The following is a 22,656-nucleotide window of genomic DNA, read 5'->3' on the forward strand; positions in this document are numbered from 1 at the left end:
AAATTAACTTTTTAAGTTTAAAGAACCTACGTTTTTTTGCGTAAAATGATTTTTAAAATGTATTGTGTTTAGAATCATTTAATTATAATTTATAACGTTATAATTAGGAGGGGCGTTTATTATTTTTTAGTAAATAAATGTTATTTGGTCTAATTTTTATGGGGCTCTAAATCTATTTGTTTTGCAAAAAAAAAAAGAGGAATGCAGACTATTTAGTAGCCCTTGAAAAAGTATTAATCGGTTTAATTTAGAACTGTTTAGTTTTAAAAAAAACGTTTTAGATGTTTTTTCAATAGCTTCAATAGAGCTGCTGGGCTTAACAAAGTAAAGGCTTTTTGTGAAAGGCGTTTTTGTATGTTTTTAGGGGCTTTTGTAAGGGGGGCTGGTGCTGGGGGATATATTCTAAAACTGTATTGTTCCTAATGATTTAATTTAACAGTAGATTCTTTTTAAGCGATTTAGAAGTTGAGAAAGAATTTCATTATTCAATTCAATTTTAAAACTGTCAGCTACGTTGCTTTGTAATTTAATAGCATCTTTTATGTAATTTTCTTGTTCATTAAAATTAAACCGTTTCCAGGATTTATTACTTTTTTTACCATTGTGATATTTCATTAGTAATTGGATGTTGTCGGGATGATGAATTCCTCCGCTTTTGGGGTCTAATAATGCATGGGCGTGATCAAGCTCAAAGTCTAATCCAAAATAGTCTTTAAATGCTTTTTGTATATTTTTAAATTCATCTAACCGATATAATTCATAAATCTTGAATTTGTCTTTAGCCAGATTAATTATTTCGGCACGAGTGATAGGTTCAATATCCTCATTTAATTCTTTTTCTTTATTGTTTTGTCGTTCTTCAGCGGTTAGGAATTTAATTTTCCGAGGTCGTTCACTATCATCTATTTCTATATAATTGAATTTGCCAGCGGATAATCGTGATGAGATTCGTGCGGCAATTTCTCGCAAACCTGTCGTATCTTGTTTTTGGGCTTGTGCTTCTTTTTCAGCTTTTTCTAATAGTAGGGGGTAAAGTTCAGCTACTCTTTGTGCCCATTCATGAACAGTTACAAATTCTGTAAATGATTTTAAGGCTTCAGTATATTTTTCATGAATTCTCATTTGTTTTCCTTTTTAGACCTATATAATTTTAGGGGTTCTAGTATTGCACTTAACGTTTTAGTATATGTGTTGTTTTGTGAAAAACGTTTGCTTAGCAAAAGCGAAGATAAACTATTTTCTAAATGACAGATATATCATGTTGTTCGTTTTATTTTTTAAATCAGGTTTAAAAAAATAAAAGGAGAGTGGTTCTGTTGCAGTAAATAATTAAACGTTCCATTTTTTTAGAGTCTCTCAAATCTATGGGCTATACATAGCGATATATGATTTGTGGAAGAAGAGGTTAAAATAGCAATTTTTCAAGTGTTATTTACAGATAAGAGGGTTTTTGAGGCAAGAGGATGCAAAACCAAAGAAGATGTTTAAGGAGATGTTCTTATACGTGTATGAGGTATTTGGACAGCTTAAGAGTAAGGACAAATCGCTACTTCTAAGATTATTGTAGAGTATTGAACGTTACTTAATGATAGATATTATCGCAAAACGTATTTCTATAGAATATCTAAAAGCATCAATATGTACAATACATGATAGTATTTCTACCACAGCAGAATATGTAGATGTAGTTGAGACTATAATGAAAGAAGAATTAATCGAAGCGATGGGACGCACCTAAAATAGAGTCAAAGGTATGGTGTAAAAACAATATGATGAAGCCTCTTGAAAACTTTAAAGGAGAAAGCAAAAATTGTAGTATAAATACCCCACTATAACCCAAGAAACCCAATGGGGTATTGTCATTAAAAATTTACTTGGAATTATTCCATATTCCTACAAAAAAGATTTATATTTTTAGGGTTCGATAACTATTAAAATCAATCAAAGGAATTAGGTCAGAATGGCAATAAAAAAATCAGAATTATATAGCTCACTATGGGCAAGTTGTGACGAATTGAGAGGTGGAATGGACGCAAGTCAATACAAAGATTATGTATTGGTAATGCTCTTTATAAAATATATAAGCGACAAATGGGCGGGGCAACCCTATGCACCAATCACAATTCCTAATGGTGCAAGTTTTACAGCTATGGTTGCACTTAAAGGAACAATAGATATTGGGGACCAAATTAATAAAAAGATAATTGCACCGATTGCAGAAGCCAATCAGTTATCTGATATGCCAGACTTCAATGATGTTACCAAATTAGGTAGCGGAAAAGAAATGGTAGATAGATTAACCAATCTCATTGCAATCTTTGAAAACCCAAGTTTAGACTTTAGTAAAAACCAAGCGGAAGGTGATGATATTTTAGGTGATGCCTACGAATATTTAATGCGTCACTTTGCTACAGAAAGCGGGAAAAGTAAGGGGCAATTCTATACGCCTGCTGAAGTTAGCCGAATAATGGCTAAAATAATTGGTATTGATAAAGAAGAAACAACTGCCGAAACAACGGTATATGACCCAGCTTGTGGTTCAGGTTCTTTACTATTAAAAATTAGTGATGTCGCTAATGGTAAAGTAACGTTGTACGGACAAGAAAAAGATTCTGCTACTTCTGGTTTGGCTCGTATGAATATGATTCTTCATAACGAACCAACTGCATTAATAAAACAAGGGAATACCTTAGCAAAACCACTCTTTGAAAACGCAGCTAGTGACAACCTAAAAACCTTTGACTATGTAGTAGCCAATCCACCATTTAGTGATAAACGTTGGAGCAACGGATTAAACTTGCCAGAAGATATTCCATATAACCGTTTTCAAAACTATGGTATTCCACCTGCAAAGAATGGAGACTATGCCTTTTTATTACATATTGTACGCTCATTAAAACGTCACGGTAAAGGCGCCGTTATTTTACCTCACGGTGTTTTGTTTAGAGGAAATGCAGAAGCAGAAATACGTCAGAATTTAATTCGTAAAGGCTATATAAAAGGCATTATTGGTTTACCTGCCAACTTATTTTATGGTACGGGCATTCCTGCGTGTATTATATTAATTGATAAAGAAAATGCCCAAAACCGAAAAGGTATTTTTATGGTAGATGCCGGTAAAGGTTTTATTAAAGATGGTAATAAAAACCGTTTGCAAGAAAAAGACATTCATAAAATAGCGGACGTATTTAATAATCAAGAATACATACCAGGCTTTAGCAAAATGGTGTCATTAACAGATATTGAAGCCAATGAGTTTAATCTTAATATTCCAAGATATATAGAAAGTCAAGAAACAGAAGATATACAAGATATTGAAGCGCATTTATTAGGTGATATTCCTAATGCTGATATTAAGGCATTGCAACACTTTTGGGATGTATATCCTAATGTAAAAGGCGCATTATTTACCCAAAGTAAAAGACCTAATTACAGTAGCTTAAAAGTACCTAAAGAGGAGATTAAAACCACCATTTTTGAGCATCCGGAGTTTGTGGGGTTTAGTACGCGAATGGATAATTTATTTTCCCAATGGAAAACAGAAACTACCACCACTTTAAAAGCCTTAACACAAGGTTTTAACCCAAAAGAATTAATACATAGCTTATCTGAAAATTTGTTAAATCAATACGCCAATAAGGCATTGATAGACCCTTATGATATGTACCAACATTTAATGAGTTATTGGTTTGAACTCATGCAAGATGATAGTTACATCATTACCCAAGATGGTTGGAAAGCTGAAACCTATAGAATAATTGTAAAAGATAAAGCTAAAAAGAAAGTTGATAAAGGTTGGACGTGCGACCTTGTACCTAAAGATTTAGTGATTAACCGTTATTTTAAAACAGAAAAAAAAGCATTAGAAAACTTACAAGCAGAAAAAGAAACCATATCAAGTGAATTAACAGAATTAGAGGAAGAACACAGTAGTGAAGGTGGTTATTTTGGAGAGATGGAAAAAGTAAACAAAGCCACTATAAATGCTCGTATTAAAGAATTAAAAGGCGACACAGATATAGCTGATGAATTAAAAGTCTTAAAAGAGTACATTGCGCTACTAACAAAACAAACTGCGACTAGCAAAACCATTAAAGAAGCAGAAAAAGAGTTGGATACAAAACTCTATGTAAAATACCCAACTTTAACAGTAGATGAGGTAAAACAATTGGTAGTAGATGATAAATGGATGCACATAATAGAAAGCACTTTAAAAGAAGAGATAGACCATATAAGCCAACGTTTAACTAACAGAGTAAAAGAGTTAGCAGAACGCTATGAAAACCCATTACCTCTTATTGATAATGAAGTAGAAAGTTTAGAAACCAAAGTGAATACACACTTACAAAAAATGGGTTTTGTATGGAGTTAATGAAATTAAAAGAAGTATTGCCAAAAGATTGGGAAATTTGCACGTTTGAATCCTTTTGTAAAACATTTACAAAGCAAACGGGTTTTGACTATTCAAATCATATTAAACCAACATTAAGAAATAAAAGAGATAAGCATACTTTACCTTTTATACAGAACAAAGATTTTGACGGAAAAGTCATAAATTTTAAAACTGATTATTTTATACCTGAAAGTGTTGCGAAAAGATTTCCTATGATTCTTTTAGATGAAAGATGTTTTCTTATTTCTATCTCTGGCAGTATTGGTAAAGTTGGTGTTTTTAGTAATAAGGAAATTGCCTTTATAGGTGGTGCAGTTGGTGTTGCAAAATTTAAGAAAAAAGAATATTTAGATTGGGTAATGTTTTACCTAAAATCAAATATTGGACAGAATGAATTATTAAGTAAAGTTAAAGCAGGTTCACATCAAAACTTAATTTTAGAAGATATAAGAAATATTATTATACCTCTCCCGAAATTGGATGAACAAATAGCTATAGCCCAAGTATTAAGCGATACTGATAATTTAATTCAATCTATAGAACAAAAACTCACTAAAAAAAGAGCCATTAAACAAGGTGTTATGCAACAACTCTTAACACCTAAAGAAAATTGGGAGGTGAAGAAGTTGGGTGATATTGCGAAAATTATTGGAGGAGGAACACCAAGCTCATTCAATTCCGAATATTGGAATGGAAATATAAATTGGTTTACACCTACTGAAATAGGAAAGAAAAAGTATGTAAGCAATAGTAAAAGAAAAATCACAAAAGAAGGATACTCAAATTCTTCAGCACAAATGTTACCAATAGGAACGATTCTTTTAACATCAAGGGCAGGTATAGGAGATTTGGCTATTCTAAAAATTGAAGCCTGTACAAATCAGGGATTTCAATCTTTAATATCATGTGATGAAACTAGCAACGAGTTTCTTTACTATTTAATGGGGACTTTAAAAAACAAATTACTTCAAAATGCAAGTGGGAGTACATTTCTCGAAATTAGCCCAGGAAAATTAAAACAAATTGAAGTTTCTATTCCTCTAAAAGAAGAACAAACACAAATAGCTAATATTCTTTCCGATATGGATACAGAAATCGAACAATTAGAACAAAAGCTATCAAAATATAAAATGGTAAAACAAGGCTTAATGCAAAACTTGTTAACGGGTAAAATTAGGTTGGTGTAGTATGGATAATATATTTGAATTAAAATCCATACACCAATTAGAAAACTATCATTTTGTAGTAGAAAAATACCAAAGAGGTTACAAATGGGATATTCGTCAAGTAGAAGAATTACTTAACGATATAGAGGAGTTTGATGCCTCTAAAAATGGGTTTTATTGCTTACAACCTATTGTTGTAAAAGAATTGTCAGAAAATAGTTTTGAGCTATTAGATGGGCAACAGCGTAGCACTACCTTATTTATCATTTTAAGTATTTTACAACAAGAGAATATTCTTAACTCAGATGCTAAAAGATTTACCATAAGTTATAAAACAAGGGTAGCAAGCGAAACCTTTTTAAAAGATATCCATAATCTACATTCAGTTACAGAACAGTCAACAGAACCAAATCAAAAATCGGTTAATGCACTTTGGGAGACCTATATAGAGCATATTAGAGAAAATGATAATGTAGATAATTACCATTTCTTTATGGCTTACTGTGTTATTAGGTATTGGGTAGACCAAAGAGACCAATTACAGTTAAATAGTTTTAAAAATAAATTGTTTTACAATACCAAGGTCATTTGGTATAATGTAGTGAGTAACGAATCTTCAGAAGAAGTTTTTATCAACTTTAACCAAGGTAAAATAGATTTAGCACAAGCAGAGTTGATTAAGGCCCTGTTCGTATTACAACTAAAAAATGAAACAAATAACGAACTTCAAGTATTAAAAATAAATCAGTTTGCACAAGAATGGAATGCTATTGAAAATAAATTACAAGATGATAATTTTTGGTATTTTGTAAGTAACGATAATAGTGATAAAGACCAAGCCAACCGTATTGATTTACTATTTAACAATGTAAAACAAAAACCAAATAAATCTAACGATAAACTGTTTGCTTATAGACAGTATTTAGATGATTTTATTGAAGAAAATAAAGCACCAAGCTTTACGGAAGACCCATTACAATGGTTTGAAGTAAAAAACATCTATGATATTCTTTTAGAGTGGTATAATAACCGTAGTTTGTATCACTTAATAGGCTTTATCATTTACGAAAAATTAAATGATGTTAAATCTATAATAGGGCAATATAAAGAGATAACGTCTAAATCTGTTTTTAAAGAAAACCTAACTAAACTCATTAAAGAAAAATATATTGATGTAGAAAAATATCAATTAGAGAATTTAAGTTACGAAACGCCCAAACAAACACATTCCATATTACTCTTATTCAATTTGATTTCTTATGAGAATAGTGATTTTTCATATCGTTTTCCATTTCATTTATTTAAAACAACATTTTGGAATTTAGAGCATATACACGCTCAAAATTCAGAAAAATTTGAAACCGTACAACAAGTAGTAGGTTGGGTTAAAGACTTAAAGTTCTTGAATGAAAACTTTAAAAAGGCAAACGAGCATCAAGAAATAGATATTGATTTTTCTAAAGTTGATGATTGCATCAAAACATTAGATGCTCACGCATCAATTACAAGGGAGTTAAAGGATATAATGAGTAGTTTAGAGACCCTAACAAACGATGTTTTTAACAAACATAGTTTAGAAAACTTGTGCTTGTTAGATGGAATTACCAATAGCCATTTTAACAATGATAATTTTGTGAGTAAGCGAGATAAATTACTAAAAATAGATGCAGGTAGCTATTTAGATGAAAATGATAATAGAGTAAAAGCCTTTATTCCTTTAGCAACAAAAAACATCTTCCTAAAATATTATACACAAGATACATTGACTTTTCAAATGAGCTATTGGGGTTATGAGGATAGAAAACAGTATGTAGATGCCATAGTGAAAACATTTACTTCTTTTTTTAATTTAAAACCAGTTAAAGATGGAGAGTAAACACATACATACGTTTTGGGATTTATTAAAGAATCATCAAATTGAAATACCTGTAATACAGCGAGATTATGCTCAAGGTCGTACCGAAAAAAGAGTCAATCAAATCCGTGTTAACTTTGTGCAATCCCTTTTAAAATCTTTAAATGAGGAAGAACAACTTTCTTTAGGTTTTATATATGGTAAGATAGAAGGAAAAGAGCAAGAACTTATTTTACAACGTAACAAAGAAGCTGTAAATGTTATGTTAACAGCTGTAAAAAGCTATGCTAACAGTTTGGATTTAGGTATTGAATACAACCTGCAAAACAAAGAGATTAGTACTGATATTCCGCATACTAAATTAATCCCATTAGATGGTCAGCAAAGATTGACAACACTTTATTTACTGCATTGGTACATCATTCAACGCTTGGGTAAAGATGAAATTACCGAACAGCTTAATATTTTAAAAGGCTTTGGCTACAAAACAAGAAAGTCCACTACAGATTTTTGTTTAGCAATTACCAATAGTGATAATAAACTAAATATAGTTGATTTTAATACAGACGCTTTATCAAATCGCATAATTAACAATACTTGGTTTCTACGCAATTGGTTAAGCGACCCAAGCGTAAAAGGTATGCTTGTAATGTTAGATGAAATTAATAAACAAGTAAATAATGATAAGGAAATAGATGTTACTGCATTATGGAGTAGGCTTATAAATCAGAAAACAATACAATTTGACTTTTTGGATTTAGATGAATTAAAACAAACGGATGAGTTGTATGTAAAAATGAATGCCAGAGGTAAAACTCTTTCAGATTTTGAACATTTCAAAGCGTGGTTACAACAAGAAACTAAAGAAGTAGTTGATGAGGTAAACTGGGCATATAAAGTAGATACTGATTGGTATGACCTTTTCTGGTCGTATAAACCTAAAAAAGAATATGAAGTTGATAATACAATATTCAACTATTTTAAAAGTATTTGTTTATTAGATTACCTAACAAAAGAGAATGAGAATAAAAGAAAATTTATAGATAGCATAGTTACAAAAACTAATAGCTACATTGCTTTACGAGATTTTAAAGAGGCTCAATTCTTTTCAGTTGAAGCTCTAAACTTCTTATTCAAAACATTAAATAGTTTAAATGATAATGATTTAACAGTATATCAAAGTTGGCTCACAGATATTTATCAATTACCGTTTACAAAAAACAACGATATAGCTTATAAATTCTTATCAAGTGCCAGCAAAAGCACCGACTATTATGAAAGAGTTTATTATTATGCTTTTATCCTGTTTTTAAACGACATACATTTAATTGAGGAGGTTGATAGAGAATACAAGTTTAAAGAATGGATGCGTATTACACGTAACTTAATTTACAATACTTACATACAAAATCCAGATAATTTTATAGATGCAATTACATCATTAAAAGAATTATCTAAAAATAAATTTAGAATAACAGATTACCTGCTATCAGATAATGTAAACATTTCCTTCTTTGCTAAAAATCAAGTAGAAGAAGAAACTACCAAACTGAAATATTTCAAAATTGAAGGCTTTAAAGAAGCTATAATAAAGCAAGAAAATAATAATTACTTCTATGGCCAAATAGGATTCTTATTTAATTTAATGCCAGACGAAAACAAAGATAGTTTGGAAGTATTTAATCTTTATGCAGATAGAGTTTCTTGTTATTTTGATGAAAGTGTTGAAAAACAACATTGGGAATTGCAACATGAGTTGTTAATGAAAGGTGATTATTTTGTACATATCTCTGGTAATAAATTTAGGTTTAATAAGAATGATGCAGGAAGTTTAAGAGCAAGAAATGATAATTGGAGAAAGGTATTTAATGGTGATGCAGATTACTACCCTTTTGTAACTTTAAAAGAAGTTATCCAAAGTGATAATAATATTATTGATGCTTCGCTTATAGATGATTGGAAAAAGTACTTTATAAAATATCCTAAAGTAATGTCATACTGTAATGAAACTTTTATAGATTTTTATCACGATTTAGATATTCGTTTAATAAAGCAAAAAACCTATAACGGTAAACACGCAGATATATATTCTTATATATTGTATTTACATTTTGAAAAACAGAACAATGATTTTAAAGGTTTTAGTTTTAAATATAACGATGTGAATAATTTTAGAACAAATACTAATATTCCTTTTTTTGCTATTAATAATAATGGTAAAGACTTTATTGAAGTTTATTATTATCCAAATGGTAAAGATAAAACAGGAACATATAAAATAGAATTAAAAAAGAAGTTGGATAACGAGTTTCTTGAGGAATATATTAGCACCTCAAAAGAGAGAATAATTCCAATTAAAAACATAAATGCTGTAGATGAATTTATTAAAGTCTTATCTAATGCATTAAAAAATTATCATAATGAGTAAAGTTGGCAGTATAGAGCGTATCACTCAAAATAGAGTAGTAAAATTATTCCAAGAAGAATTGGGTTATACTTATTTAGGTAATTGGGAAGAAAATAGAGAGAATAGTAATATCGAAGAAGAATATCTAACAGCTTATTTACTTAAAAAAGGATATAATGATGCTCAAATTACTAAAGCTATTTATGAGCTAAAAACAACAGCTAATAATTTTAGTGATAGCCTATATACTACTAATAAAAATGTGTATGAATTACTTCGCTATGGTGCAGATATAAAAACAGAGGTAGGTAAAAATACCGAGAAAGTGCATTTTATAGATTGGAAACATTGGGATAATAATGATTTTGCTATTGCAGAAGAAGTCACCATAAAAGGTAACAAAACAAAGCGGCCAGACATCGTTATTTATGTAAATGGTATTGCATTAGGTGTTTTAGAATTAAAAAGAAGTACCATTACTATAAATGATGGTATTCGTCAAAATATTACCAATCAACAAGACCGTTTTATTCAACCTTTCTTTGCTACGGTTCAATATTTGTTTGCAGGTAATGATACAGAAGGTTTGCGCTATGGAGCAATTAAAACACCTGAAAAATATTATCTAAAATGGAAAGAAGATATTACAGATAATAGCAGAAATCTGTTAGATAAGTATGTGTTGAAAATGTGTGATAAAGAACGTTTTTTAGAAATCATCTATAACTTTATTGTTTTTGATGGAGGCGTTAAAAAACTACCGAGAGTACATCAATATTTTGGAGTAAAAGAAGCACAAAAGCATATTAATAGATATGAGGGTGGTATTATATGGCATACACAAGGTAGTGGTAAAAGTATCACTATGGTGTATTTAGCAAAATGGATTTTAGAAAATAATCCAAATTCAAGAGTCGCTATTTTAACAGACCGTGATGAGTTAGATAAGCAAATAGAAAGCGTATTTAAAGCGACAGACGAGAAAATATATCGTACTAAAAGCGGTAGAGATTTAATGCAAAAATTAAGCAGTCCTACACCAAGATTATTATGTTCTTTAGTACATAAGTTTGGTAAAAAAGATGCAGGTAATTTCAATGCATTTATTAAAGAGATAGAAAGTCAACCATCGCAAACAGTAGGGGAATTATTTGTATTTGTAGATGAGTGTCACCGTACACAAAGTGGTCGTTTACATCGTACTATGAAAGCAATGTTACCTAATGCTATTTTTGTAGGTTTTACAGGCACACCGTTATTAAAGAAAGACAAGCAAACCAGTTTAGAAATATTTGGTAAGTACATACACACCTATAAATTTAATGAAGGTGTTGAAGATGGTGTCATATTAGATTTAGTATATGAAGCCAGAGATATAGACCAACGCTTAACCTCACAAAAAAGAATAGACGAATGGTTTGAAGTGAAGACAAGAGGTTTAAACGACTTTCAAAAATCTGAAATCAAAAAGAAATGGGGAACAATGCAAAAAGTATTGAGCAGTCGTTCTCGTATGGAAAGAGTAGTTACAGATATAGTTTTCGATTTTAGTACAAAGCAACGTTTGTCCTCTCAAAATGGAAATGCCATTTTAGTCGCAAGTTCTATTTATGAAGCGTGTAGATATTATGAGCTGTTTCTAAAAACACCTTTAAAAGACAAATGCGCTATCGTTACCTCATACGCACCACATACAAGTGATGTGACTACCGAAGATACAGGTGCAAGTACAGATACTGAAAAAGAGTTTATGTATAATTTGTATACAGAAATATTAGGCTCAAAAACAACAGAACAATATGAAGATTGGGCAAAGGCAAAGTTTGGTGATGAACCTGCTAATATGCAACTCTTAATTGTGGTATCTAAACTACTAACAGGATTTGATGCACCAAGTTGCACCTATTTGTATATAGATAAGAGTATGCAAGACCACGGTTTATTCCAGGCAATTTGTAGAGTAAATAGATTAGATACAGCAGACAAACAATTTGGATATATAGTAGATTATAAAGACCTATTTAAAAAAGTAGAAAATGCTGTTGCAGTATATACTACAGATTTAGATTATGATGATTTTGAAGCGAAGGATATTGATATAATGCTTCAAGACCGTTTAAAAGTTGGTAAAGAGAGATTAGATAATGCTTTAGAAGCAATACATATTTTATGTGAGCCTGTTGCATTACCAAAAGACACGTTAGCATATATACATTATTTCTGTGGTAATACAGAAGTTGAAGCAGAACTAAAAGCAAGAGAAACACAACGTACAGCATTGTATAAAAAAACAGTATCTCTAATACGTGCCTATGCTAATATTGCAGATGAAATGGAAGATGCAGGTTATTCAGAAAGTGAAGTAATAAGCATAAAGAAAGAATTAGACCATTATTTAAAGCTACGTGAGGAGATAAAAAAGGCAAGTGGAGAAACATTAGATTTAAAAACCTATGAAGCAGATATGCGTCATTTAATTGACACCTATATTCAAGCAGATGGGCCTGAAACTATTTCCCCTTTTGCAGATATGTCTTTATTAGACATCATTGTTAAATCTGGTATTGCAGATGCTATAAACTCAATGCCTGAAGATATAAAAGCAAATCAAGGTGCAATTGCAGAAACTATTGAAAACAACGTTAGAAAGAAGATAATTAAAGAGCATTTAATTGACCCAGCTTTCTTTGAGAAGATGTCTAAATTATTATCTGAAATTATAAAAGAACGTAAAGCAAATGCCATTAGTTATGCAGCGTATTTAGAAAAAATTGCTGAATTAGCTAAACGTGTAAATGAAGGTAAAAGTGAAGAAACACCGGATACTTTAGTAACCATAGCTCAAAGAGCGTTGTATAACAATTTAGATAAAGACGAAGCATTAGCAATGCAAATTGATAGTGCTGTAAAACGTGTAAAAAGAGATGGTTGGCGAGGTAATTTACCAAAGGAAAGAGAAATAAAACAAGAGTTATTTAAGATTCTTAATGATGTTGAAATGGTTGAAAATGTGTTTACTATAATCAGAGAGCAAAGAGAATATTAATGCAACATATAGAGTTAGGTAAAATAAAAATTGAAGTAGAACAAAAGGATATAAAAAACATTCATTTGAGCGTATATCCGCCTAATGGTGTTGTTCGTATTTCTGCACCAAACAGAATGGATATTGATACCATTCGAGTATTTGCATTAAATAAATTGAAGTGGATAAAAAAGCAACAAAACACTTTTGAGAATCAAGAACGGGAAACACCACGAGATTACTTAACAAAAGAAAGTCATTATTTTTTAGGGAAACGTTATCTACTAAAGGTTATAATACACAACCATCCGCCTAAAGTTGTTTTAAAACACAATACCATTGAGTTATTTGTAAGACCCAACACTTCGGAAGAAAAAAGACAAGAAGTTGTTGAAGAATGGTATCGTAGTGAGTTAAAAAAAATCGCACCAAAATTAATAGCGAAATGGGAAAAAGTAATAGGCGTACAATCTAATGAGTTTGGTATAAAAAAGATGCGTACTAAATGGGGTACTTGCAATATAAAGGCTAAAAGAATATGGTTGAATTTAGAATTAGCTAAAAAACCTTTAGAATGTATTGAATTTATTGTGGTTCACGAGTTAGTACATTTATTAGAACGTACTCATAATGAAGTATTCGTTAGTTATATGAATGAGTTTATGCCTAAATGGAGATTCTATAGAGAAGAATTAAACAAACTGCCTTTTAGACATATAGATTGGAAATATTAAGAATATGACATTAATAATAGGATGCATTACAAACGATTTTGGAATAATTAGAGGTGATACACAATTGACAACTAATGGCCTTGAAAGAGAAGGTAAAACTCGTAAAAGTGTTGAGTTGAAAGTTCGTAAATACCTACCAGACCTTATGATGGGGATTTTAGGTTAATGGGGTTGTGTCTTGTCCTGAAATATGGCTACAGTAAAAAATTGGTTTTAAGCAAGGTGAAGCCTTATGTGTCACTTTTAGTCTTAATGAGAACTTAAAAACATTTTCAAAGGGAGCGTTTTAAGGTTGGCTTTTAAAGTCTCAACCCGTTAAATCGGTTACTGTTAATACGTGTTATTATTGGTAAGTAATTAATAAATTGCGATGCTGTTTATAGGAGTTATGTTCTTTGAGTTGTATTAATCGCAATGAAGCTAATTGAATTAAGTATTTGCTTGCTTGATATCTATTTTTACAATGGTTGTTTGTGCATGTTTAATTGCAATTATCAGAACTATTTGAGGGGGAACTTATTAGATTGAACATTTACTCGCTCCATATCTATTTTTTAAAATAGGTACTCGTGAATACTGAACTACAAACGCTTGTCTTTTGAATTAGCATCAAATGCTATTACGTTCAGCATTTCTCGCATCCGTGACCTAATACGCTCCCCATATTTTTCTTGAAGTTCTTCTGCATTAAGGTTGGTTGTAATGTGTGTTAAGATGTCTTTTTGCTTAAACACCTCATATCTTGATATGAGAATTTCTCCCATGACATTGCAATCTTTACCGTAATGTCTTCCTATGTGTTCAACCCCTAAATCATCAAAGCAATATGCTTTGTTATCACTATAGTCTTCAATCATTTTAAAGCCAATGCCATTAAAGCCAAAAACGATATTCCGGCACGGAATAAAAGCGTATGATTTTTTATGTGGTACGAGATAGGGGAGTAGTCGCATTAATGTTGTTTTTCCGCAACCTACGGGGCCAGACAATAAAATGCCTTTGCTTGTGTTGATGTCTAGTTTTTTACAGTACTCATGGTCTTGAATAAAGTAGCTTGTTAGTTTGAGTAAGAGCTCGTGGTCCTCCTCGTAGATTTTGAAGTTTTTATCAAAGAGTATTTTTCCTTTTGCATCCAGATAGGTGAGTATGCTATGAAAATTGTAGTTGATGGCTTTACCATCAAAACTGCCTAGCTCAAATTGCGTAGCGCCTTCAATGAGTATGTGAGGTTGCTTTGGATTAAAATATGTTGCCGTTTTAGTCATTTTAGTATTCATTTAAGAGATTCCCGCCTATGCGGGAATTAAAGCGGTTGATTGTAGTCTTTGTTTCTTACCGTGTGTAGGTTGTCTCTATTTTGGTGCAGTTGCTTTTCTGTTTTAAGTTCTGCAGCTTTTAGGATCCAGTTTTTTGCTGAAGCTTGCCAATTCTCAATTTTAATTTTTCCGCCAATTTTCCAACCGTTGGCTTGATAATGATTATAGAATTTTTGCGCTTCTATCTCTGGCCACTTTTCTTTTTTAAAAAAGTCTAAAACTTCATTTTCATTTTTAGGCTTAGTTAGTTTATAACTGTTTTCTATTGTTTGTATATGTTTATTAGAAGGTACCAGTGCTTGTCCTTGATTTGGGACAGCTAAGTCCAGAGCTTGTCCAGAGGTTGTCTCGAATTTGAGCATCTTAATTATTGATCCTTTGAATGGATTATGTGATGGTTCGTAGATGAGGTATTTATAATAATGCAGCTCTTTGGTGCATCTGTGGTATGTGGATTTTGAACCAATTTTAGATAGTTTCATAATATCGTCTCGGTTTACGTGAAAACTGTATCTAAAACGGTTGTAGTTCCATACTTGGAAAAAAGCGAGGTATAAGCTAATGTGTGTAGGGTTAAGTCTGCTGTCTTCTGAAAAGTGACGAAATACTGCGTTGAGGTGCTTGATATAATTAACGTCTTCCAAAACATATCTTATGAAGTTACGCGATTATCTTTGAGTACTTTTAATATTTCGTCATACTCATAGAGAATGATTCCGCCAATTTTGGTGTAGGGAAGTGTGCCATTGATTCTTAAATTTTGTAATGTTCCGGGACTTACTTGAAGCATTTCCATAACTTCAGCAGATTTAAGGTATTTTTTTTGTGTTGCTTTTGGGGTTTCGGTAAGTAGTTTTTTTAATTCTCCGAATAATTGCATTTTAAATTCGTAGAGGTCATCTGTAGTAATAATTTGCTCGCGTAGTATTGGTTTTCGTTTAGTTTGGCTCGCAAAGCCGTTGTTTTCTGTAGTCATTGTAAAATTTGTTTTAGTTAAAGCTACCACTTCTAACTTTCGTTATTAATGGCAGCTATTAATATGATTTAGCTCACGAACTTTTCTATTTTAATAAACAGGTGTTCATGAATCTATCGATTTGACTTTCGTTCTACAAAGCTGCTATTATTTATGTGATTTTCTTCGGTATGGATTCGGTAGTACCGAAATAATTTAACAGTTATGGGGTGTGATTTTATGGGTGTAGCTATTAGCTTTATTTAGCTGTTATCGCGGTCTATACGTCTCTCAAGACTTATTTTTAAAAGGTCTAAAAATTTAGTGGTGTCTTTCTCTCTATTTTTAATTTCTGTATAGGTTTTATAAAAGTTGTTAAGATTGATATCAAATAATGTAACACATGCTTCTACTATTTTACTAATTTCTGCATGGCCATTTCTTATGGCTCCGGAACTGTGCAAAGCATAAATTAACTCTACTAAGTCTGTTTTAGAAGCTGTCCAGGATAGATCGTTGAGAATAGTAGGCTTTGTTTCTTCGCTAATAATATTTTCGTTTTGCTTTCTTAGTATTTTGAGTTCGATTTGGTAATAATTTGATAATAAATCATAGCTAATTACCTGTGCCGCCAGATTATCGTGACTTGTAGAGAACTCGGGATCGGTAAAGTAGTGCGAGGTGTCTACAGGAAAGTTTAGTTTGTCGTTGCCTCTTACAAAATAGATATGGTCTAATGATGTGTTGGAATGCCTTGTGTATTGAAAGAATTCTAAATTCCTCATTTTATGTTTTTCGAGTTTGTCTATCATACCGCTGATATAATTAATCTGCTTTATGATACCTGCGTTAGGCTTCTCGAAAATAAATCGTCTTACTTTTGAAAAGAATTTAATGCGACCATTAATAAATGGTTTATCTAGTTTAAAGAAGCGAATTTCTTCTTCCTGGTTGTTAAAGCAGTTTGTTGTTCTGAGTTGTTTTCGTAATTGATTTAGTGTATTAATCGAAAGGTTTAGGCCATTATTTAAAACTGTTAGGTTTCTTAAATTAGACTGTTTAATTTGTTCTAATTCTTTTTTATACTTTTCTATGATTAAGGTAATGTGCTGCATAGGATAAACTTTAGACTAATTTATTAAACGATACAACACATTATTTATTTCAAAATGCAAATGGATAAGGTTTTATTTAAAATTCATGTAACCTTTTGATTATGAGTTGTTTTTGAGGTTTAATTCTCTGTTTTTGTTTGATAAAACGTCTTTTAGTGCATTCATATCTGCGCTTATTTTGTTTTCTAATACTCGAGCATAGATTTGTGTCGTTGAAATTTTTGTATGGCCTAAGAGTTTAGAAACTGTTTCAATTGGTACGCCATTTGACAAAGTAATCGTTGTGGCAAAGGTGTGTCTAGCCATATGAAAGGTTAGGTTTTTCTGGATGCCAACGAAGTTTGCAACTTCTTTTAGATATATATTGAGCTTTTCGTTTGTTAATATTGGTAGTAACGAATTGTTTATAGCTGTACTATGATGGTCTTTGTATTTATTAATAATACTTAAAGCTTGTTCTAGTAGGGGAACTTTAACTATAGTGTCTGTTTTTTGTCTTTTAGTCATTATCCAATTACCGCCATCAATACTAATGACTAAATTATTAGGTTTAAGCTTCATAATGTCAGCATAACTGATACCTGTATAACAACTAAAGATGAATAGGTCGCGCACGCGATCTAGCCGTTTTGAAATAAAAACCTTGTTTTCAAGGTTTTTTAATTCGCCTTCAGAAAGAAACTCTCTGTTTGTTTTGTTGTAAGTCATTTTCCATCTTACAAAAGGGTCTTTGTTAATCCACTCTAAATGATAGGCTAGCGTAACGACTTTTCGTAAGCGTTGTATGTGTTTCATTCTGGTATTGTTGCTTAATGCTTTTGGGTGGCCTGTTGGCCATATATCACAAAGGAATAATTCGAAATGACTTAAAAATTCAAAATTGAGTTGGTTGAGATAAATATCTGAGGTATTTTTTTTCTTCTCCAGGAATTTAAATACGTAATTTTCTGTAATGCCAAAGTTTCTTATGGAGCCAGGTGCAAGTGTGTTTGTGATTTTCTCACTGTGATAACTAAAAATGTTTTTTAAAGATTTGCTTTGTTGATTATCTCCAGTATAAAGTGATTTAATCAGTTTTGCAGTAATAAGCTCATCTTTAAATTTTAAGTCTTGGTAGATTTGAAAGAGTTGAGTGTAAACCTGATCTAAATATTGATTTGCGTTTTGTGCTTCTTTTGAGTTTCCTCTAAGTCTTTTCTTTTTAGGGGCCCATAGATTTAGAGGTACGCGTCTTTTTAAGCTAATATTAGATCGTTTTTGATCTACAGTAACTCGAGCATAGATTAATACATCGCCATTAATGGCGTTCTTTTGGTCTCCCCAAAAGAGAATTGAAAATGTGTGTGTTGACCGCATAGTTGTCGTCTTTAAGATTAAACAAATCGTCTTGACGAAAGTCAAATCAACTATAGCAATACATTCAGCGTTTTTTATGAAAGCGTCAGTTAAACTGACACTTTGAAAATTAACTGACGGATAACTGACATATTAAAGCAAATGGTATCATTTTAAATGTTGCTTTAAAAACCAGAAAACCACGTAATTCATAAGAATTACGTGGTTTTGATGCTGTTTGAAACAGCTTTTAGTGACCTCGACAGGATTCAAACCTGTAACCTCTTGAGCCGTAATCAAGTGCGCTATTCAGTTGCGCCACGAGGCCTGTTTTTGTGGGTGCAAATATATTTCTTTTTTAGATATGGGACAAGATAAAAGAAGGATTTATTTCTTTTTTTTAGTTTTTATTTTTTTTAAACTTAAAGGTTGTTGAAAATGAGTAGATTGTGAAATGATTTTTTGTTTTTTTTTGAAGTAGCATTGGTAGCCTTTTTTTAAATAGTGTTGTAGTGTAAGAAAAAAGGATTTATTAATCCAAAGCATTTTTAGTAACATAGAGTCGCCATCCAAAAACAGCTATTTGTAGTTTGTTGGCTTTACTTATATCCAATCGTTTTTTTGTATAGCTAGGTAATACAGCCTTATTTATTTTGGCAAGTACTTTAAACAGTTGTTTTTTCATAGTTATGTTTCTAAATGAAAAGGACCTTTTTATAAAAATTAGAATTAATTCAAAATTATCATTTTATTGTCGAGTTGCCAAAAACGGTTCAAGGATTTAAAAAGATAAAACTTATTCTAGACTAAGTTTTTCTTTTTATGAAATTACAGAAATATCGATAAGATAATATCAATAACAAGTTTGGCAAGTGCGATCATAATTTTTTAATTTTTAAAGGTTAATAAAACCAACCATTTTAATGATTGTTTATTCAATATATATTTTTGGAGTGCTATTATCCAAATAAAAAGAATAGAAATGATAAAATTGAATTTATATTTATAAGTAAAAAAATGTAATCTATTCCAGAATGAAACTTAATTATCTTTATTTGTATTGTAAATTGTAGTTGTTATAGTTGTATTTTGTTTTAATATGTAATAATTGTAGAGGGTTTTTGAGTGCTTTTTTTTTATTCAAGGGAAATTGTGTTTAAAAAAAGTAGCTAAAACTAGCATTTCATTTTTTTAGATCATTCTAATTGTAAAAACGAGACTGTAAATAAAAGAGTGAAGGAAACGATCAAAGAATTGTTATACAAAGGTTACGTACATTAGCAAAAAATATATAATATTATAATAAAATGAGGGAAGTAGTGTTTTTGTTGATTGTTCTGTTTTTTAATCAATTAACTGTTGGTCAAGTGGCCATTAACGAGCTAGATTGTGATACCCCTGGTGTCGATACACAAGAGTTTATTGAGTTAAAAACACCGGATCCTAATGCAAGTTTGGACGGCTATGTATTGGTGTTGTTTAATGGGTCTTCCAGTGGAATGGATTCCAGTTATTACGCATTAGATTTAGATGGAATGTTTACCGATGAGAATGGGTTATTGCTATTAGGAAGTGCTACAGTGACTCCTTTTCCTCAAATATTAATACCTAGTAATCTAATACAACAAGGCGCAGACGCAGTCGCTATTTACCAAGCTGATGCTACCGATTTTCCAGAAGGGACATTGGCGACAACTGTAAATTTAATAGATGCTTTGGTTTATGAAACTGGAGACGCAGATGATGTAACTTTGCAAGGTTTGTTGGGAGAAACGTTTCAAATAGATGAAAATTTGAACGGTAATAAAACGACAGAGTCTATTCAATTAAATAATGATGATGTAACGTATACTGTTGGTAGTCCATCTCCTCGACAGTTGAATGATGGAAGTGGGGTTGTTTTTAATCCTATAACAATTGCGACTACTCAAACGCAATATGGAGAAGGTGAAACATTTGATATAACGTTTACAGCGGAAACTAATGTAACAGATAGCGTTACTTTTAGTGTTACACTTAATAATAATGGTTTTGATGTTTCAGATTTTACAGGGAATACAACTGTAACAATTCCTAATGGTCAAAACTCAGTAACAACAAGTATTACGCTAGTCGATGATAATTTAAATGAAGGTGATGAAGAGTTACTAATTAAGTTCTTAGGGTTGCAATCACCATATATTGCATTTAATAATTATGTTAAATTAAGAGTTGTAGACAATGATTATATTGTGGCTCCTTATGGGACACCCGTAAATCCTACTTTTGATGTAGTAACGAGTACGCAGCCTGATGGGTATTATAATGCAATTGATGGTTTGTCGGATGTTGCTCTAAGAGAGGCGTTACAGGGTATTGTGGCAAATCCAGCTATAGTTAGAGCACAAACATATGCCGATGTTATAGATATTTTAAAAGCGGCAGATGTAAACCCTCAAAATAGTAATGAAGTTTGGTTAGTGTACACAGAGCAGGGCAGAGCTAAGCTCGATTTACAATCTAGTGGTAGTAATTTTGGGAAATGGAATAGGGAACATACTTTTCCGCGCTCTAGAGGAGGTTTTAGTGATATTGAAGCCGATGATATGGCTGATGGAGTAGATGTTTTTTGGACTACTAAAGCAGATTCTTTGCGCCATGCAAATTCAGATGCGCATGCCTTAAGAGTGGCAGATGGCCCAGAAAATAGTGTTAGAAGTAACAGGCATTATGGCGATTATAATGGGCCGGCAGGAAACTTAGGGAGTTTTAAAGGAGATGTTGCTAGAAGTGTACTGTTTTTAGATATTAGATATAATGGATTGGAAGTTGTTAATGGTTTTCCTACAGTATTAGGTGATGGGGAATTGGGCGATTTAGCAACGCTATTGGATTGGCACAGAAACGACCCGCCAGACGATTATGAAATGAATAGGAATAATGTGGTTTATACATGGCAATATAACAGAAACCCATTTATTGATCATCCAGATTTGGTAGAGTATATCTGGGGAAATAACGTTGGTGAAGTTTGGAATAATTCATTGAGTGTAGATGCATTTCAAATTAAAAAAACCAGATTATTTCCAAACCCTGTTAACGATAAATTGTTTATTACTGGAGCATACAATAATTATAAGGTTACCATATTCACTTCTGAAGGGAGAGAGCTTGATACGATAGTGTTAAATAATAATTCTTTTTTAGATGTAAATTTAGCTAGCGGAATATATATGGCAAGAATTGAAGTGCAGGGCTTGGTAATTGTGAGGAAAATTGTAGTGCAATAGTGAGGCCGTTAGGTATTATGGATAAATGCTTTTGTTATAGTAGAATAGTAATATAATATAACAGTAAGGTTTGTTGTGAAAAATAGACTTAAATTGGAATTAATAATAATTATTTTAACTTAATAGGATAAAATGCAACATATAGTCAAGTATATTACTTTATTTTTACTACTATTTATAGTCGCTTGTGGTAATAAAAATAATGAGAAAAAATTAGAGGGAACAGATGTAACAATAGAAGCTGTTAAGCCGGAAGTAAAACCAGTTAATAAAGCTCAGGTTGTTATTAATGAAGCTATCGAGGCGCATGGCGGCCATTTATATGATAGTGCCTCTTATCAGTTTGTATTTAGATCCAATACGTATGCTTTTACAAACTCAGGAGACCATTATAAATATAAAGTAAAACGAAAAGTAAAAGGAGATACGGTTGTGGATGTTATAGAAGATGGTAAGTTTTCTAGATTTATAAATAGCGAAGCGAAATCCTTAAATGCTAAAGCGATTAAAGGGTATACTGGTGCATTGAATTCCGTAATATATTTCGCAACATTACCATATAAATTAAATGATGAGGCTGTTAAAAAAGCATATAAAGGTACGACAATAATAAAAGACGAGAGTTACCATGTTATTCAAGTTACTTTTAATGAAGAAGGCGGTGGGGAAGATCATGACGATGAGTTTTATTATTGGGTAAATGCTAAAACAAATACGGTGGATTATTTAGCTTATAGTTATCACGTAAATCAAGGGGGTGTTCGATTTAGAAGTGCTTATAATCAAAGATTGGTAGATGGTGTGCGATTTCAGGATTATATAAACTATAAAGCGCCTTTGAAAACCTTATTATCAGATTTGCCTGCCCTTTATGAAAAAGGAGAATTGGTAGAGTTATCTCGAATTGAAACTGAAGAAGTGGTTAATTTGAATATGGCTGAATAGATTTAGAGTACCAAGATAAAAAAGGGTTAGATTTTTAAGGCAGTATCTCATAAACTGTGTAAGTTTAAAAATCTCGGGGTTTAATTCACCCTCGAGATTTTTTTATTTATTAACTTTAACACATTTATGAAACCAGAAGAT

The 22,656-nt window shown here is 31.5% G+C and carries 16 protein-coding genes and 1 tRNA gene; 9 read left to right on the forward strand and 8 right to left on the reverse strand.

Going from position 1 to position 22,656, the window contains the following annotated elements:
- Window positions 1–432 precede the first annotated feature (432 nt).
- Window positions 433–1,122 (reverse strand): hypothetical protein, encoded by a 690-nt coding sequence (locus AC2D8I_RS15030; protein WP_484706865.1) that lies wholly within the window; start codon window positions 1,120–1,122, stop codon window positions 433–435.
- Between the two features lie 463 nt (window positions 1,123–1,585).
- Between AC2D8I_RS15030 and AC2D8I_RS15035 the strand changes: the two genes are divergently transcribed.
- The 7 genes from AC2D8I_RS15035 (at window position 1,586) to AC2D8I_RS15065 (ending at window position 13,580) form a co-directional block, all read left to right on the forward strand.
- On the forward strand, window positions 1,586–1,738 hold the full coding sequence (locus AC2D8I_RS15035; RefSeq protein WP_484706866.1) for a hypothetical protein: 153 nt from the start codon (window positions 1,586–1,588) through the stop codon (window positions 1,736–1,738).
- 222 nt (window positions 1,739–1,960) lie between these two features.
- A complete protein-coding gene (locus tag AC2D8I_RS15040; RefSeq protein WP_484706867.1) occupies window positions 1,961–4,372 on the forward strand; it encodes a type I restriction-modification system subunit M in 2,412 nt (803 codons plus the stop codon).
- Window positions 4,372–5,580 (forward strand): restriction endonuclease subunit S, encoded by a 1,209-nt coding sequence (locus AC2D8I_RS15045; RefSeq protein WP_484706868.1) that lies wholly within the window; start codon window positions 4,372–4,374, stop codon window positions 5,578–5,580. Before AC2D8I_RS15040 ends, AC2D8I_RS15045 begins: the two co-directional genes overlap by 1 nt.
- A gap of 1 nt (window position 5,581) precedes the next feature.
- Window positions 5,582–7,435 (forward strand): DUF262 domain-containing protein, encoded by a 1,854-nt coding sequence (locus AC2D8I_RS15050; protein ID WP_484706869.1) that lies wholly within the window; start codon window positions 5,582–5,584, stop codon window positions 7,433–7,435.
- Window positions 7,425–9,842 carry a GmrSD restriction endonuclease domain-containing protein gene (locus AC2D8I_RS15055; RefSeq protein ID WP_484706870.1) on the forward strand — a complete coding sequence of 806 codons (2,418 nt, stop codon included), beginning with the start codon at window positions 7,425–7,427 and terminating at the stop codon, window positions 9,840–9,842. Before AC2D8I_RS15050 ends, AC2D8I_RS15055 begins: the two co-directional genes overlap by 11 nt.
- Window positions 9,835–12,867, forward strand: coding sequence for a type I restriction endonuclease subunit R (locus AC2D8I_RS15060; RefSeq protein ID WP_484706872.1), 3,033 nt, complete (start codon window positions 9,835–9,837; stop codon window positions 12,865–12,867). The genes AC2D8I_RS15055 and AC2D8I_RS15060 overlap by 8 nt, the downstream gene beginning before the upstream one ends.
- Complete coding sequence (locus AC2D8I_RS15065) at window positions 12,867–13,580, forward strand: M48 family metallopeptidase (protein WP_484706874.1); 714 nt, start codon at window positions 12,867–12,869, stop codon at window positions 13,578–13,580. Before AC2D8I_RS15060 ends, AC2D8I_RS15065 begins: the two co-directional genes overlap by 1 nt.
- A gap of 581 nt (window positions 13,581–14,161) precedes the next feature.
- Here AC2D8I_RS15065 and AC2D8I_RS15070 read toward each other — a convergent pair.
- The 7 genes from AC2D8I_RS15070 to AC2D8I_RS15100 form a co-directional block, all read right to left on the reverse strand.
- Window positions 14,162–14,845, reverse strand: coding sequence for a P-loop NTPase family protein (locus tag AC2D8I_RS15070; RefSeq protein ID WP_484706876.1), 684 nt, complete (start codon window positions 14,843–14,845; stop codon window positions 14,162–14,164).
- Window positions 14,846–14,883: 38 nt separating this feature from the next.
- On the reverse strand, window positions 14,884–15,378 hold the full coding sequence (locus tag AC2D8I_RS15075; RefSeq protein ID WP_484706877.1) for a hypothetical protein: 495 nt from the start codon (window positions 15,376–15,378) through the stop codon (window positions 14,884–14,886).
- 170 nt (window positions 15,379–15,548) lie between these two features.
- A complete protein-coding gene (locus tag AC2D8I_RS15080) occupies window positions 15,549–15,776 on the reverse strand; it encodes a helix-turn-helix domain-containing protein (protein WP_484706883.1) in 228 nt (75 codons plus the stop codon).
- 338 nt (window positions 15,777–16,114) lie between these two features.
- On the reverse strand, window positions 16,115–16,966 hold the full coding sequence (locus AC2D8I_RS15085) for an RteC domain-containing protein (RefSeq protein WP_484706878.1): 852 nt from the start codon (window positions 16,964–16,966) through the stop codon (window positions 16,115–16,117).
- 99 nt (window positions 16,967–17,065) lie between these two features.
- A complete protein-coding gene (locus AC2D8I_RS15090; RefSeq protein WP_484706879.1) occupies window positions 17,066–18,322 on the reverse strand; it encodes a site-specific integrase in 1,257 nt (418 codons plus the stop codon).
- A gap of 233 nt (window positions 18,323–18,555) precedes the next feature.
- Window positions 18,556–18,629 (reverse strand) — tRNA-Arg (locus AC2D8I_RS15095).
- A gap of 204 nt (window positions 18,630–18,833) precedes the next feature.
- The gene (locus AC2D8I_RS15100) at window positions 18,834–18,986 is read right to left on the reverse strand and encodes an SsrA-binding protein (protein WP_484706880.1); all 153 of its coding nucleotides are present in this window, start codon (window positions 18,984–18,986) and stop codon (window positions 18,834–18,836) included.
- 622 nt (window positions 18,987–19,608) lie between these two features.
- On the opposite strand from AC2D8I_RS15100, the gene AC2D8I_RS15105 reads away from it, so the two are divergent.
- Window positions 19,609–21,570: an endonuclease gene (locus tag AC2D8I_RS15105; protein WP_484706881.1), complete on the forward strand. Its 1,962-nt coding sequence runs from the start codon at window positions 19,609–19,611 to the stop codon at window positions 21,568–21,570.
- Window positions 21,571–21,702: 132 nt separating this feature from the next.
- A complete protein-coding gene (locus tag AC2D8I_RS15110; protein WP_484706882.1) occupies window positions 21,703–22,515 on the forward strand; it encodes a DUF6503 family protein in 813 nt (270 codons plus the stop codon).
- Window positions 22,516–22,656: the final 141 nt, after the last annotated feature.

The sequence above is a fragment of the Lacinutrix sp. YIN62 genome (assembly GCF_057219185.1).

Bases quoted from the DNA above. Each gene is read 5' to 3' on its own strand.
- AC2D8I_RS15070 (WP_484706876.1), bottom strand. From the start codon at position 14,845: ATGACTAAAACGGCAACATATTTTAATCCAAAGCAACCTCACATACTC.
- AC2D8I_RS15110 (WP_484706882.1), top strand. From the start codon at position 21,703: ATGCAACATATAGTCAAGTATATTACTTTATTTTTACTACTATTTATA.
- AC2D8I_RS15045 (WP_484706868.1), top strand. From the start codon at position 4,372: ATGAAATTAAAAGAAGTATTGCCAAAAGATTGGGAAATTTGCACGTTT.
- AC2D8I_RS15085 (WP_484706878.1), bottom strand. From the start codon at position 16,966: ATGCAGCACATTACCTTAATCATAGAAAAGTATAAAAAAGAATTAGAA.
- AC2D8I_RS15035 (WP_484706866.1), top strand. From the start codon at position 1,586: ATGATAGATATTATCGCAAAACGTATTTCTATAGAATATCTAAAAGCA.
- AC2D8I_RS15050 (WP_484706869.1), top strand. From the start codon at position 5,582: ATGGATAATATATTTGAATTAAAATCCATACACCAATTAGAAAACTAT.
- AC2D8I_RS15055 (WP_484706870.1), top strand. From the start codon at position 7,425: ATGGAGAGTAAACACATACATACGTTTTGGGATTTATTAAAGAATCAT.
- AC2D8I_RS15065 (WP_484706874.1), top strand. From the start codon at position 12,867: ATGCAACATATAGAGTTAGGTAAAATAAAAATTGAAGTAGAACAAAAG.
- AC2D8I_RS15100 (WP_484706880.1), bottom strand. From the start codon at position 18,986: ATGAAAAAACAACTGTTTAAAGTACTTGCCAAAATAAATAAGGCTGTA.
- AC2D8I_RS15075 (WP_484706877.1), bottom strand. From the start codon at position 15,378: ATGAAACTATCTAAAATTGGTTCAAAATCCACATACCACAGATGCACC.
- AC2D8I_RS15090 (WP_484706879.1), bottom strand. From the start codon at position 18,322: ATGCGGTCAACACACACATTTTCAATTCTCTTTTGGGGAGACCAAAAG.
- AC2D8I_RS15080 (WP_484706883.1), bottom strand. From the start codon at position 15,776: ATGCAATTATTCGGAGAATTAAAAAAACTACTTACCGAAACCCCAAAA.
- AC2D8I_RS15105 (WP_484706881.1), top strand. From the start codon at position 19,609: ATGAGGGAAGTAGTGTTTTTGTTGATTGTTCTGTTTTTTAATCAATTA.
- AC2D8I_RS15060 (WP_484706872.1), top strand. From the start codon at position 9,835: ATGAGTAAAGTTGGCAGTATAGAGCGTATCACTCAAAATAGAGTAGTA.
- AC2D8I_RS15040 (WP_484706867.1), top strand. From the start codon at position 1,961: ATGGCAATAAAAAAATCAGAATTATATAGCTCACTATGGGCAAGTTGT.
- AC2D8I_RS15030 (WP_484706865.1), bottom strand. From the start codon at position 1,122: ATGAGAATTCATGAAAAATATACTGAAGCCTTAAAATCATTTACAGAA.